Genomic DNA, 13,534 nt, shown 5'->3' on the forward strand with positions numbered 1-13,534 from the left:
CAATTAAATACTATAAGCCATGAACGGTACATTGAATAAAGTGATTTTAATCGGACATTTGGGTGACGATGTGAAAATGCACTATTTTGAAGGAGGAAATTGTATCGGACGATTTCCGTTAGCGACAAACGAAATTTACATCAACAAGACTACCGGAGAGAAAATCACGTCTACCGAATGGCACAATTTAGTGGTGCGGAATAAAGCGGCTGAAATCTGCGAAAAATACTTGACCAAAGGAGATAAAATTTATGTGGAAGGTCGTATAAAATCGCGCCAATGGCAAGCTGAAGACGGTACGACAAAATATACTACCGAAATTCAGGTGACCGAATTCACCTTTTTAACTACCAAAAAAGATACCGAACAAAAACAGGGTGGTTACACGCCGCAAACGAACGAACCGCCGATTGCGCCTGCGGGTAACGACGATTTACCGTTTTAATTTTTCGGACTTCAAATAAACTTTCAAAAACTGCGTTTCACATTGTATCTTTACGCCAAATTCAGCGTAAGGTTTTTGTATTATGATAAAAAGTAAAGCTATTGTTTTTTTATGGGGCGCTTTTGTTTCTTTGGCTTTGATAAGCTGTAAAGAGGAAGCGGTGCCGAAACCCAAAAGTCATTTGCGATTGGACTATCCGGTTGCCAAATACAGTGCGTTTTCCAATACTTCCGGAAATTGCGCTTTTACTTTTGATATCAACGAAAGTTCGAAAGTAAAAATGAAACAGGATTGTTCTGTAGAAATTCAATACCCGAAGATGAAAGCGACCATTTACCTGAATTACAAGCCGGTAAATAACAATATCGAACAATTGCTTCGTGATGCACAAAAATTAACCTATGAGCATGTGGTGAAGGCAGACGATATTGCCGAACAGCCTTTTGTAAACCCGGTGCACAAAGCGTACGGGATGTTTTATCAGGTGGGAGGGAATGCTGCTACCAATGCACAGTTTTATGTGACCGACAGTACGCGACACTTCTTAGTAGGTTCTGTGTATTTTTATGCAAAACCGAATTATGATTCCATATTGCCTGCTGCAGCGTACATCAAGAACGATATGCGAAAGATTATGGAAACCGTGAAGTGGAAATAATAACGCAACACAATAAAAAAAGGAACTCGACTGAGTTCCTTTTTTGTTATGCTTTTTTGAAGTTGGCCACTTTATAAGTTTTACCATCGGCAACACCTTCTACTAATTTGGTTAGCGATTCCTGATTGTTAACCGTTTTATCGAAAGCTACGGTAGCGGTTTTGGATTCGAAATCCACTTTAGCTTCTTTAACGCCTTCCGTTTCTGCTAGTTTTTTCTCGATGGTGGCAGCACAACCCATGGCACACGTCATTCCTTTGATTTCAAAACTGGCGGTTTCCAAGTTTTCAGCGGCAATTTCTTTTTTAGGAGCTGCTGCTTCTATGTTTGTAGTGTTTTCGGCTGTTTTTTCTTCTTTTTTACAACTGGTAAAACTTATTGTGGCAAGGGTAAGAACCAATGCTGTTTTTGAAAATGTCATATTATTTATGTTTTTGATTTTGAATCGGATAAATTATCGTTGGCAAAATTACCCAAAAAAGTAACCGATTGTCATTTAAATAACAGAATTTTGACATTTCAAAATCAACTTCATGGAATCAAAACAGCTGAAATGGCTTTTACTGGCAGCACTGGCCCTTATTTGGGGAAGTTCGTTTATTCTGATTAAACGCGGTCTTGTGGGACTGACCCCTTTTCAAGTGGGTTCGCTGCGCATGTTGTTTGCCTTTTCGTTTCTTATGCTTGTGGGTTTCAGAAGTCTGACGCAGATTTCCTTGGGGAAATGGAAATACATTGCGCTTACGGCTTTTACCGGAACTTTCGTGCCGGCTTTTCTGTTTGCCATTGCGCAAAGTGAAATCGACAGTTCAATCAGTGCCATTCTGAATTCACTTACCCCGTTGAATGCTTTGATTTTAGGTGTTACTTTTTTCGGATTGGCATTTCAGCGCAATCAATTTATCGGTGTTATGATTGGATTGGCCGGGAGTTTGATTCTGATTTTAAGCGGTGCGGCACACAATCCGGATCAGAATTATTTATACGCCCTTTTTGTGGTAGTGGCAACCTTTTGTTATGCGCTCAATGTGAATTTTATTAAAAAGTATCTTTCGGATGTGAATCCTTTGGCAATTACAACCGGTAATTTTGTGGTGATGGCGGTTCCGGCCTTGATTATACTGATTTCAACAGGTTTTTTTAGTCAGCTTCAGGAAGTGAAAGTGCAGCATTCGGTAATGTTTGTCGGAATTTTGGGAGTTATCGGTACAGGAATTGCCAACATGCTGTACTTTAAGCTCATTCAGATAACGTCGCCTGTTTTTGCGGCTTCTTCGGCGTATTTGTTTCCGGTGGTGGCTATTTTTTGGGGATTATTGGATGGGGAAGTATTGTCGATTTTTCAGGTTTTTGGAGCGGTTGTTATCCTGATTGGGGTATATCTGTCGGCTAAAAAATAAAATTTTGTAAAGCAGTACCATAAAAAAAGGTTGTCCGTTACAGACAACCTTTTAAATTTATAACTAACGGTATTCTTATTTAAAATCTTCAGCAACAACGCCTTCGTTGATTTTTACTTCTGTAGTCATTAATTTGATTTCAATACCAACGTTCATGTCAGTAGTGTGAGGGAATTTGATTCCTTTCACTTCTTTGTAATCGCTGTAGTAAGTAGTTTGTGTCATTTTCTGACCCATTTGCTCCATTTCTTTAGATTCTGCAGCTTTTAAACCGGTTTTAACATCGTAGTAATACGTGGTTTTTCCTTCTTTGATTACGTAAACATCGTTTCCGTTCATGGTTTCAATAGCCTCAAGTTTTGCGCTTGCATTGTTTGCTAACGTTAATTCTTCAAATGGAACGGCGCTTGCTTTTTGCTCTTTCAGTTCTTCAGCTGTTAAGTCTTTTCTTTGTCCTTGCGCTACGCGGTAACCTGATTTGTCTCCAATTACCTGTTTCATCATCGACATACCCATTGCTTTCATTTCAACCGCCATTTTGTTGTCGGCAGTCGTTTTAGTAGTCAATTCAACTGGTGTTCCTTGAACTGTTCCTGAAGAAACTGTAACAACCGATTTAACTGCTTTTACCGCTTTTTCACCACCGATAGCGTTGATGTAGTTGTTGAAAACAGTTTTAGCTGTTACACCAGCAGGAATAGGAATGCTAACTTTTGGTTTTTCTGTTGGATTACCGAATTTGTCGAAATACATGATTGGTAATTTTTGTTTCGCGCTCATTTTTTCAAGGTTTGGTAAAACCTCAGACGCTTTTCCAACAATAACCACACGTGTGTTTTCTGCTAAGAAATACTTGTTTGCTGCCGCTTTGATGTCTTCTGCAGTAACCGCATTGATGTTTTTGATGTAGTTTTCGTAGAAATCAGCCGGTAAACCCTGTGTTTCTGTGTTTAAGGCATAACGGGCAATCGTTGCCGGCTTTTGGATTTGCATTACGAAGTTTCCGATGTATTTTGCTTTAGCATTTTTAAGATCTTCCGCAGAAACCAATTCGGTTCTGATTCTTCTCAATTCGTTCATGAATTCTACTACGGCACTGTCGGTAACAGCGTTTCTAACAGAAGCTCCGGAGCGGAATTTTTCAACATATTTTCCTGAACCCAATGAAGAGTATGCTCCGTATGTCCATCCGTGTTTTTCACGTAAGTTTAAGAACAAACGACCTTCGCCACCACCACCAAGAATTTGGTTGGCTAAGATTCCGGCGAAATATTCTTTATCGGTCATTTTTAAGTTCACCGTGTTCACTAAAGCAATTTCCGATTGTACCGCGTTTGGCATATCGATGAAGTTGATTTGTGAGTACTGTACGTTTTTAGGATCGGTATAAGTTAATGCCGGAGCTACTGCTTTTTTCCATGGTCCGAATTGTTTCTCAACCATTTTCTGAACGTCTTTCAGTTTTACGTCACCCACAATTACCAAATAAGCGTTCCCTGGAACGAAATAAGTGTTGTAGTTTAAAATGACATCGTTTAAGGTTACGTTTTTAATGGTAGCCTCGCTTAAATACTCTCCGTTTGGATGATTTTTACCGAAAGCCAAAACGTCTTCCACGCGTTGCGCTACCGCAGTTACGCTTTTTTCGTTTGATTTTAAGCCCTCTAATAGTTTTTCTCTTTCTTTGTCTAATTCTGCTTGAGTGAATACAGGATTTAAGGCGCCATCAGCCATTAATTCCATGATTCTTCCCGCATATTTCGACAATCCGCTGGCAGAAGCGCCATTTGCATTAAAATTGATGTTTGCTCCTAAGAAATCGATTTCTTCATTGAAGGCGTCTTTGGAAATGTTTTTGGTTCCGTTACCGATTAAAGCGCTTGTTAAGTCGGCTACCCCTTTTTTATCGCCTTCCGCATAAGGAGCATTGTCGATAGTTAAATTGAAGGAAACTCTTGGTAATTTGTGGTTTTCCACTACCAAAACTTTTAACCCGTTTTTCAATACGAAAGAACTTGGTTTACCAACATTAATGGTTGGGGAAGGTCCTGGTTTTGGTTGTGTTCGGTCTTGTGCTTGCATGGTTATTGTTAAAAACAAACTTGCTGCTATGTAAATGTATTTTTTCATAATGATCGTCAACTTAGTTTTGTGCTTTGTCTTTTGCAGGAACATAATCTAAAAGCAAACGTTGGTTTGGGTTTAGGTATTTTTTTGCAACTTCTCTGATTTCTTCTCTGGTGATAGAACGGTAAATGTCAATTTCGGTATTGATTAAGTTCACATCGCCGTATAACAAATAGAAAGAAGCTAAGTTTTCGGCAATACCTTCTACGCTTGCGTTACCGTTTACATATTGGTTTTCGAATTTGTTCTGTAATTTTTGGAAGTCTTTTTCAGAAATCAATTCCGTTTGTAATTTCACGATTTCTTCGTCTACTTCTTTTACTAAGCTTTCGGTAGTGTTTTGTCCCATTGGTAAACCGTAAAGGATGTACATTCCGTAGTCTTCCTGACTGTAGTTGAAAGCACCGATTTGCAATGCCATTTTCTTGTCGTCTACCATTTTCTTGTACAGTCTTGAGCTTTTTCCATCGGATAAGATAGAAGAAATCATGTCCAGAACTCTGGCGTCACGTGTTTTCATGGACGGAGTTCTGTACGTTGCTACCATCATCGGAATCTGAATGTTCGGATCTTGGTAAGTAGCTTTGATAGTTTGCGTGATAGGTGCCTCTTCAAATTTTTGTTTTACTACCGGAGTTCCTTTTGGAATAGCGCTGAAATAGCCGTTGATCCATTCTTTAGCCTGCGCCGGTTCGAAATCACCTGCTACTACCAAAACGGCGTTATTTGGGATGTAGAATTTTTTGTTGAACGCCTGGAATTCTGCTAAAGTAGCTGCATCCAAATGTTCCATCGAACCGATTGGTGCCCAACGGTAAGGGTGTACTTTGTACATGTTTTGTTTTACTGCAGCAATCAGATTTCCGTAAGGTTGGTTGTCTACGCGAAGTCTTTTTTCTTCTTTAACCACTTCGTTTTGAGTGTCAACACCAATTTGGTTGATTACCGGATGCATTAAGCGCTCGGATTCCATCCATAACGCCAATTGTAAATTGTTGGAAGGGAAAACTTCGTAGTAATACGTTCGGTCTTCGGAAGTGTTGGCGTTGTTGTTTCCGCCGTTAGCTGTTACGATTTTAAACCATTCGCCACGAGCGATATTTTTAGTTCCTTCGAATAAAAGGTGTTCGAAAAAGTGAGCAAATCCTGTTCTTTCCGGATTTTCGTCTTTAGATCCTACGTGATACATTACCGATGTAATTACCACCGGAGCCGATTTGTCCTGGTGTAAAATTACATGCAAGCCATTGCCTAGTGTGTACTCTTCAAATGCTACTTTCTGAGCTGAAGCTATACCTCCAAGCATCAAAAGCGAACTCAAAGCCATTAAAGATTTTTTCATAAGAGTTAATAGTTATTTTATATTACGTTAATGAGTGTGCAATTTCGTGATTTTGTTACAATTAGGAAGTTTTTTTTCGGAGACGACTGATTTTTAGTTTTTTAAGGCTAAATTTCGTTTAAAGAGTTGTAGGGTAAAGAAATAGTTGTATATTTGCAACCTTAAAATTAATTAAACATTATTGTTATGTACGCAATCGTAGAGATAGCAGGGCAACAATTCAAAGTAAGCAAAGACTTAAAGGTTTATGTTCACCGTTTAGCAGTAGAAGAAGGTGCAAAAGTTTCTTTTGACAAAGTTCTTTTATTAGACGACAACGGAAATGTAACTTTAGGCGCCCCAGCTGTAGAAGGTGCTTCAGTAGAAGCCAAAGTGTTACAACACTTAAAAGGTGATAAAGTAATCATTTTCAAAAAGAAAAGAAGAAAAGGTTACAAAAAGAAAAACGGTCACAGACAATCTTTAACTCAAATTGTAATCGAAGGTATCGTTGCAGGAGGAGCTACAAAGAAAAAAGCGACTAAAAAAGCGGAAGCTACAGAAGAATAATTAACATTAAAAACTAGTACGTCATGGCTCACAAGAAAGGTGTCGGTAGTTCCAAGAATGGTAGAGAATCAGAATCGAAACGTTTAGGTGTTAAGATTTTTGGTGGACAAGCTGCAATTGCTGGAAACATTATCGTAAGACAAAGAGGTTCTAAGCACAATCCAGGTGAAAACGTTTACATGGGTAAAGATCACACTTTACATGCAAAAGTTGATGGAGTAGTGAAATTCCAGAAAAAAGGTGACAACAAGTCATTTGTTTCTGTGGTTCCATTTGAAGCATAAGAATTACTCTTAACAATACAAAACCCCATTTCGAAAGAAGTGGGGTTTTTTGTTTAGTGTTATTCCGTTTGCCTTTAGTTTGGGTTTTGAAGCGAAAGGCTTGCCGATTTTTGGAGTCTCTGTTCCTGCTGTACGCTTTATCTTTTTAGTGGCTTCGAGAGCCTCAGCCACCAAAAAGGATACCGCTCCCATCAGGGCTAGGAAGGAGTTGTCTTTTTGTTTCGGAAGTCTCGCAAACAAAAAACCCTCACATCACTGCAAGGGTTTTTCTAAATATCTAACTTTCTAAGAAGTTTAGAAATCGATTAATATCTGTAATATTCCGGTTTGAATGGTCCTTGAACCTCTACTCCGATATAAGCCGCTTGTTCTGCGTTTAACGTTTCTAATTCCACGCCTAATTTCGCTAAGTGTAATGCTGCTACTTTCTCATCCAAATGTTTTGGTAACATGTACACTTCGTTTTTGTAGTTAGCAGAATTATTCCATAACTCGATTTGTGCCAACGTCTGGTTCGTGAAGGAGTTACTCATTACGAATGATGGGTGACCTGTTGCACAACCTAAGTTTACCAAACGACCTTCTGCCAAGATCAAAATGTCTTTTCCGGCGATAGTATATTTGTCCACTTGAGGTTTGATTTCGATTTTAGAAGCGCCGTGGTTCTTGTTCAACCAAGCCATGTCGATTTCGTTGTCGAAGTGACCGATGTTACACACGATGGTTTTGTCTTTCATTGCTTCGAAATGTCTTCCTACAACGATGTCTTTGTTTCCTGTAGTGGTGATTACGATATCGGCATTACCAACAACAGTGTCTAATTTTTTTACTTCAAAACCGTCCATAGCCGCTTGTAAAGCACAGATTGGGTCGATTTCTGTAACGGTTACGATAGAACCAGCACCACGGAAAGAAGCTGCAGTTCCTTTTCCAACATCTCCGTACCCGCAAACTACCACTCTTTTACCAGCCAACATTACGTCAGTAGCTCTTCTGATAGCGTCTACCGCAGATTCTTTACAACCGTATTTGTTGTCGAATTTCGATTTGGTAACCGAGTCATTCACGTTAATCGCCGGCATGAACAATGTTCCGTTTTTCATTCTTTCGTACAAACGGTGAACGCCAGTTGTAGTTTCTTCGGATAAACCTTTAATTCCAGGGATTAATTCAGGGTAACGGTCGAAAACCATGTTGGTCAAATCACCACCATCGTCCAAAATCATGTTCAACGGTTTTCTGTCTTCACCAAAGAATAACGTTTGCTCGATACACCAGTCGAAGGACTCTTCGTCAAGGCCTTTCCAAGCGTATACCTGAATTCCCGCAGCAGCAATCGCAGCAGCAGCCTGATCCTGAGTAGAGAAAATGTTACAAGAAGACCAAGTTACTTCTGCTCCTAAAGCAATTAAAGTTTCAATTAAAACCGCTGTTTGGATGGTCATGTGCAAGCATCCTGCAATACGCGCTCCTTTTAAAGGCTGGCTTGCGCCATATTCTGCACGAAGTGCCATTAATCCTGGCATTTCTGCTTCTGCCAATTCAATTTCTTTTCTTCCCCAAGCAGCAAGATTGATATCTTTTACTTTGTAGGCAACAAATGGGATTGTCGTTGTACTCATCTATTCTGTATATTTGTTTTTATTTTTTCATTAAATTCGGACTGCAAATTTACGCATTTCCTTTTTATTTCCTAAAGCATTTGACTTATTTTGTGATTTGTTTAAACTTCTAATCTTTTGAAAAACAGTAAAATACTCTATGCCACTTTTTAAAATCATCGATATCAATCCTTCAGCAAAGGTTTTTCTCTGGAAAATAACCGAAGATTTCAACGAACTTTTTCGAAATGTTTCGCTGAAAGACACCTCGTTAGCCCGTTTGGAAGGTATGAAATCGGAGAGCCATCAAAAAGGATTTATGGCGGTGCGTATGTTGTTTCAGGAAGCCGGTTATAGCGATTTTGATTTGTATTACGACGCCTTTGGGAAACCGCATTTAAAAGACGGAACGCACATTTCCATTTCGCATTCGTTTGATTTTTCGGCGATTGTTTTGAGTACTTGCAATATCGGAATCGACTTGGAATTGGTGAAAGACAAAGTGTTGCGCATCGCACCACGTTTTATGGATGTTTCGCATCTGGATAATTTATCGGAAGCAGAACAAATGCGCAAGGCAACGGTGGTGTGGGGAATAAAGGAAGCGATTTTTAAACTGAAAAACGAAGTGGGCATCAGTTTTCCGGATCATATTTTCGAAAGTCCGTTTCAGTTGTCGGATAAAAAATGCAGTGCCGAACTACATTTTAATAATGTAATTCAGCACTACGACATTATTTTTGAAGAAATCGACGCCAATGCCAACGGGGAGTTAAAACAAGTTTACACCTTGGTTTGTGCGGTCGAATCGTAAGGATTTTGTCTGCGGTTTTCGTAGATGGCCATCATGAAAACGGTTCCCATTTTTCGTGAGCGGAATTTTAAGGTTTCCACATTCTCGCCTTCAAACAATTCTTCCAACGTTTCAAACCATAAATTCAGCCATAAGCCAAAAATATCCGGGTTTACGGTATGGTGGAATTTCTGATCGACGGCTACGTGTACTTGAGGCGGATTCCCATAATAGTTCCGAATGGCGAACAAATTACTTTCCCAGAAATCCGTCAGTTTTTCCAAATGTGCGTCCCAATCATGAATGGTTTCGTTGAAAAACGGGCCAATTTCTTCATTAATTCTGATTTTGTCGTAAAAGGAATGAACCAGTTTCGCTACATCATCCCTGTTCCGTAGGTCGGTCTTCATACTAAAGAATCAGTGTGTTCAAAATAATCATCACGGCGCTTAAGACTACGCTGGTAATGATTAAATTGAAAACCAGTTTGGGTTTTTGTTGTGCTAAAATGGCACCGTTTACCAGACTGCAAGCCAATACGATAATTGCCAGTTGCACCATTTGAAAAAAGGAGGTTCCGTTTTGTAAAATGTACATGGCTGCCGCGCCGCCCAAACAGCTTTGTCCGATAATGGATAAGGTAGCAAATCCTAAATAGCCTCTCTGAAAATCTTCAAGTGTTTTTTGATATAGTGACATAGTTTGTGATTTTATTTCACAAAGTTATGACGGAGGGAAGAGGTCGGTTTATGACTCAAATCATAAAGCAAAAAATTAACGAAAAACTTTCCGGTTGATGATTTTAATTTCGTTTTTCTTTTCCAGAGCTTTGATGGCCCGGATGACGGTTTCAACGCGAAGTCCTGTTAAATCGGCCATTTGTTGTCGGGTCAAGTCGATGCGATGTCCTTCTTTTTCTTTTTCAATTTTGAAGAACCGAATGGAATAATCGATGAGTTTCAGTAATCGGTGCTCGGGTTCCTGTGAAGAAATTTCGGCGGCCATAACCGATTTGTAATGTAACCGTTGCGCCAGATTTTCGATAATCGCCATGGAAACCAAAGCGTTTTCGTTAATCAGTTTTAGGAATAAGGGTTTGGATAAGACAAACAATTCGCAATCCGAAACTGCTATTGCATTGGCTGGATATAAACGGTTTAAAAATAGAGGAGGTTCCCCGAAACTTTGTTTGGGACTGAAAATGCCCTGAATGAATTCCCTTCCGTCATCATTAAAATTACACATCTTTACTTCGCCACTAATGATCTGAAAATAATGGTTGGGCAATTCGCCTTCGCGGAAAATAATATCACCTTTGGTGTATTTTTTTCGGAGGGCTTGATGAGATTCTAATAATTCTTCGGTTATCATGAAGGATATGCTAAAGATTCTTTACAAAAATAACATTATAATTTTACGGATTTTAAAAATAAGCTACATTTACCAATTCATTAAGACAGAACAAAACAAATGCTTTATAACGAGATTTTATCAGCCAAACAAAAAGGTCAAAAATTATTAGCCATTCTTCTCGATCCGGATAAAATTGGGTTGGAAGAAGTTGCTGTTTTGACAGATAAAATCAATGGCTCGCCGGCGACGCATATTTTTGTGGGCGGCAGTATAGTCGAAGCTAATATTATTGACGAACTGATTGTTCGTTTGAAACAGAAAACCGATTTACCAGTCATCTTGTTTCCCGGAAACCCTTCGCAGATTTCCAACGAAGCGGATGCGATTTTATTTCTGACGCTGCTCTCGGGAAGAAATCCGGATTACTTGATTGAACATCAAGTGAATGCGGTGCCGATTTTGAAAAAAACAAAGCTTGAAGTAATTTCTACAGGATATATTCTGATAGAAAGCGGTACTCAAACCGCTGTGGAACGCGTGAGTAAAACGGATCCATTGGACCGGGAAAATCCCGATTATGTGGTTCAAACGGCTCAAGCGGGTGAATTCATCGGAAATAAAATGATGTATCTCGAAGCCGGAAGTGGTGCCAAAAATGCGGTTCCTTTGGAAATGATTCGAAAAGTGTCGGAAAACATACAAATTCCGTTAATCGTTGGCGGCGGTATTCGTTCAAAAACAGCAATTGATGCTGCGTATGCTTCGGGCGCAGATTTGGTAGTAATCGGAACGGCTTTTGAAGACAATCCTGATTTTTTTAATCTGTAACGGTTATGATGGAGTTTTTTCTTGATGCTTATAAAGATGCTTCGGTTGCCCGAATTGTTTTGGAGTTTATAGTTTTTGTTTGCGGTATTGCCAGCGTGATTTTTGCACGTAAAGAGAATATATTGGTCTACCCGACAGGGTTGATAGCAACCGTAATCACTACGTATTTGCTTTGGATTGCCGGTTATCTCGGGGATATGATCATCAACCTTTATTTTTCGGTGATGAGCGTTTACGGATGGTGGAACTGGGCTCGGAAAAGAAAGAATCAGAGCACATTGCCCATAACACGAACGAATTTTAAAGAAAAAATAATAGGGATTGCATTGTTTTTTATCACAATTATTGTAGTTTTCGCTATCTATAAATTCTTTAATTACGAAATAAAAAAAGAAAATTATGTAGATATTGTGGCTTCCGGAATTTTCTTTACAGGAATGTGGTATATGGCCCATAAGAAAATAGAGAACTGGACGCTTTGGATAATCGGTGATTTTATCGTAACACCCATTTACGCCTACAGAGGGTTGGGGATGTTGTCGTTACAGTATTTAATTTTTACAGCATTAGCCGTTTTGGCTTATTTGGAATGGAGAAGGATAGTACAGCAAAAGAGCATTTAATGAAGAAATACGGTTTTACGGAATCGGATTTTGATTATATAGAGCATTACGGTATTACGGTGGAAAAAATCAGTCGTGAACTCGAAATGTTTGAAAAAGGCATTACCAAAATTTCTTTGGAAGAAGCCGCTAAGATAGGCAACGGGATTCTTACTTTTTCAAAAGAAGAAGTGGAGTATTTTGTGGCTTATTTTGAAACAGAAAGAAAAAAATATTCGATAGAAAAATTTGTTCCTGCCTCAGGAGCGGCCAGCAGAATGTTTAAATTTCTGATTGAGTTCATCAATGAATTTCAATTGGGTGAGGAAACCATTAATGCCTATATCAATCGTCAGAAGGCAAACAAACTTTCCGTTTTTTTGGTAGGGATTGAAAAATTCCCGTTTTATGAAATGGTTTTGGAAGAAATCCGATTGCAATATGCCAATTACGATGATTTTTCCCAAGATGAAAAGTACTATTATTTCATCAATACCTTACTTTCTCTTGAAGGGTTTGATTTTGCCAATAAACCCAAAGGAGTGCTGCCTTTTCATAGAAAAGACAATACCATTACTACCCCTATCGATAAACATCTGAAAGAAGCGGTTACTTATTCTGATGTAAACGGAAAACCACAAATTCACTTTACGGTTTCGGAAGAACATTTGGAAGATTTTAAAACGATAGTAAGCAGCATCGGATCGGATGTTGTGGTGAACTATTCTTTCCAAAAGGCATCAACCGATACTTTGGCGGTGGATATGGATAACAAACCTTTTCGTTTGGAAGACGGGAATCTGTTTTTCCGTCCCGGCGGACACGGCGCTTTGATTGAAAATTTAAACCAGCTCGAATCGGATATTGTTTTTATCAAAAACATCGATAATGTGGCTTTCAATCATTTTGAGGAAATTGTTTTTCATAAAAAAGCATTGGGTGGCGTATTGCTGCAATTGCAGAAAGATATTTTCAGTCATCTCGAAATGCTCGAGCGTTCGTCCGATATCAATCTCGATGCCCTAATTACTTTTGTAAGCGACAAACTGAATATTGTATTGCCAAAAGATTTTTCAAAATACTCTCTTGATAATCAGAAAACCGAATTGTTTCAATTGCTAAACCGACCAATTCGTGTTTGCGGTATGGTGAAAAATGAAGGCGAGCCCGGTGGCGGACCATTTTGGGTACACGAAGACAATGGAACGGTTTCCCTTCAAATTGTAGAGTCGTCCCAAATCGATCTGAACAATGAGAATCAGAAGAGAATATTTTCAGAATCGACCCATTTTAACCCGGTGGATTTGGTGTGCGGCCTGAAAAATTTTAAAGGCGAAAAGTTCAATTTGTCGGACTTTGTAAACCATAATGCGGGTTTCATCGTTCAGAAAACCAAAAATGGTAAAGATATTAAGGCTTACGAGCTTCCTGGACTCTGGAACGGTGCCATGGCCAACTGGATTACTATTTTCGCGGAAGTGTCGCTGGAAACCTTTAATCCGGTGAAAACAGTGAACGATCTACTCAAACCGGCCCACCAGCACGAATAATT

The 13,534-nt window shown here is 39.1% G+C and carries 16 protein-coding genes; 9 read left to right on the forward strand and 7 right to left on the reverse strand.

Annotated features, from left to right (window positions below):
- Positions 1 to 19 precede the first annotated feature (19 nt).
- Positions 20 to 445 carry a single-stranded DNA-binding protein gene (locus FCR2A7T_RS06740; RefSeq protein ID WP_023570532.1) on the forward strand — a complete coding sequence of 142 codons (426 nt, stop codon included), beginning with the start codon at positions 20 to 22 and terminating at the stop codon, positions 443 to 445.
- Between the two features lie 82 nt (positions 446 to 527).
- Complete coding sequence (gene gldD, locus FCR2A7T_RS06745) at positions 528 to 1,103, forward strand: gliding motility lipoprotein GldD (protein WP_023570533.1); 576 nt, start codon at positions 528 to 530, stop codon at positions 1,101 to 1,103.
- A 46-nt stretch (positions 1,104 to 1,149) separates the two neighbouring features.
- On the opposite strand, the gene FCR2A7T_RS06750 is transcribed toward gldD, so the two are convergent.
- Positions 1,150 to 1,524, reverse strand: a complete 375-nt coding sequence (locus tag FCR2A7T_RS06750; RefSeq protein WP_023570534.1) for a heavy-metal-associated domain-containing protein — start codon at positions 1,522 to 1,524, stop codon at positions 1,150 to 1,152.
- A gap of 112 nt (positions 1,525 to 1,636) precedes the next feature.
- On the opposite strand from FCR2A7T_RS06750, the gene FCR2A7T_RS06755 reads away from it, so the two are divergent.
- Entirely contained in the window at positions 1,637 to 2,503 is an 867-nt protein-coding gene (locus tag FCR2A7T_RS06755) for a DMT family transporter (protein WP_023570535.1), read from the forward strand.
- A 75-nt stretch (positions 2,504 to 2,578) separates the two neighbouring features.
- On the opposite strand, the gene FCR2A7T_RS06760 is transcribed toward FCR2A7T_RS06755, so the two are convergent.
- Positions 2,579 to 4,633 (reverse strand): M16 family metallopeptidase, encoded by a 2,055-nt coding sequence (locus FCR2A7T_RS06760; RefSeq protein WP_023570536.1) that lies wholly within the window; start codon positions 4,631 to 4,633, stop codon positions 2,579 to 2,581.
- Between the two features lie 13 nt (positions 4,634 to 4,646).
- Positions 4,647 to 5,972 carry a M16 family metallopeptidase gene (locus FCR2A7T_RS06765; protein WP_035117684.1) on the reverse strand — a complete coding sequence of 442 codons (1,326 nt, stop codon included), beginning with the start codon at positions 5,970 to 5,972 and terminating at the stop codon, positions 4,647 to 4,649.
- Between the two features lie 186 nt (positions 5,973 to 6,158).
- Between FCR2A7T_RS06765 and rplU the strand changes: the two genes are divergently transcribed.
- The gene (rplU, locus tag FCR2A7T_RS06770) at positions 6,159 to 6,521 is read left to right on the forward strand and encodes a 50S ribosomal protein L21 (RefSeq protein ID WP_023570538.1); all 363 of its coding nucleotides are present in this window, start codon (positions 6,159 to 6,161) and stop codon (positions 6,519 to 6,521) included.
- A 23-nt stretch (positions 6,522 to 6,544) separates the two neighbouring features.
- The gene (gene rpmA / locus FCR2A7T_RS06775) at positions 6,545 to 6,805 is read left to right on the forward strand and encodes a 50S ribosomal protein L27 (RefSeq protein ID WP_023570539.1); all 261 of its coding nucleotides are present in this window, start codon (positions 6,545 to 6,547) and stop codon (positions 6,803 to 6,805) included.
- A 305-nt stretch (positions 6,806 to 7,110) separates the two neighbouring features.
- On the opposite strand, the gene ahcY is transcribed toward rpmA, so the two are convergent.
- Positions 7,111 to 8,427: an adenosylhomocysteinase gene (ahcY, locus tag FCR2A7T_RS06785; protein ID WP_023570540.1), complete on the reverse strand. Its 1,317-nt coding sequence runs from the start codon at positions 8,425 to 8,427 to the stop codon at positions 7,111 to 7,113.
- 139 nt (positions 8,428 to 8,566) lie between these two features.
- Here ahcY and FCR2A7T_RS06790 point away from each other — a divergent pair, with 139 nt between their 5' ends.
- On the forward strand, positions 8,567 to 9,220 hold the full coding sequence (locus FCR2A7T_RS06790; protein WP_023570541.1) for a 4'-phosphopantetheinyl transferase family protein: 654 nt from the start codon (positions 8,567 to 8,569) through the stop codon (positions 9,218 to 9,220).
- On the opposite strand, the gene FCR2A7T_RS06795 is transcribed toward FCR2A7T_RS06790, so the two are convergent.
- The 3 genes from FCR2A7T_RS06795 to FCR2A7T_RS06805 all read right to left on the reverse strand — a co-directional run bounded on the left by FCR2A7T_RS06795 (position 9,190) and on the right by FCR2A7T_RS06805 (position 10,570).
- A complete protein-coding gene (locus tag FCR2A7T_RS06795) occupies positions 9,190 to 9,609 on the reverse strand; it encodes a group III truncated hemoglobin (RefSeq protein WP_023570543.1) in 420 nt (139 codons plus the stop codon). The two genes, FCR2A7T_RS06790 and FCR2A7T_RS06795, sit on opposite strands and share 31 nt — an antisense overlap.
- A 1-nt stretch (position 9,610) precedes the next feature.
- Positions 9,611 to 9,898, reverse strand: a complete 288-nt coding sequence (locus FCR2A7T_RS06800) for a hypothetical protein (RefSeq protein ID WP_023570544.1) — start codon at positions 9,896 to 9,898, stop codon at positions 9,611 to 9,613.
- A gap of 75 nt (positions 9,899 to 9,973) precedes the next feature.
- Entirely contained in the window at positions 9,974 to 10,570 is a 597-nt protein-coding gene (locus FCR2A7T_RS06805) for a Crp/Fnr family transcriptional regulator (RefSeq protein ID WP_023570545.1), read from the reverse strand.
- A gap of 99 nt (positions 10,571 to 10,669) precedes the next feature.
- On the opposite strand from FCR2A7T_RS06805, the gene FCR2A7T_RS06810 reads away from it, so the two are divergent.
- The 3 genes from FCR2A7T_RS06810 to FCR2A7T_RS06820 are packed head-to-tail and all read left to right on the forward strand — an operon-like array spanning position 10,670 to position 13,532.
- A complete protein-coding gene (locus FCR2A7T_RS06810; RefSeq protein ID WP_023570546.1) occupies positions 10,670 to 11,380 on the forward strand; it encodes a geranylgeranylglyceryl/heptaprenylglyceryl phosphate synthase in 711 nt (236 codons plus the stop codon).
- Between the two features lie 5 nt (positions 11,381 to 11,385).
- Entirely contained in the window at positions 11,386 to 12,003 is a 618-nt protein-coding gene (gene pnuC, locus FCR2A7T_RS06815) for a nicotinamide riboside transporter PnuC (RefSeq protein WP_023570547.1), read from the forward strand.
- Complete coding sequence (locus tag FCR2A7T_RS06820) at positions 12,003 to 13,532, forward strand: DUF4301 family protein (protein ID WP_035117696.1); 1,530 nt, start codon at positions 12,003 to 12,005, stop codon at positions 13,530 to 13,532. The genes pnuC and FCR2A7T_RS06820 overlap by 1 nt, the downstream gene beginning before the upstream one ends.
- Positions 13,533 to 13,534 lie beyond the last annotated feature (2 nt).

Origin of the sequence: Flavobacterium cauense R2A-7 (assembly GCF_000498475.1) — a bacterium.
GTDB classification, from domain to species: domain Bacteria; phylum Bacteroidota; class Bacteroidia; order Flavobacteriales; family Flavobacteriaceae; genus Flavobacterium; species Flavobacterium cauense.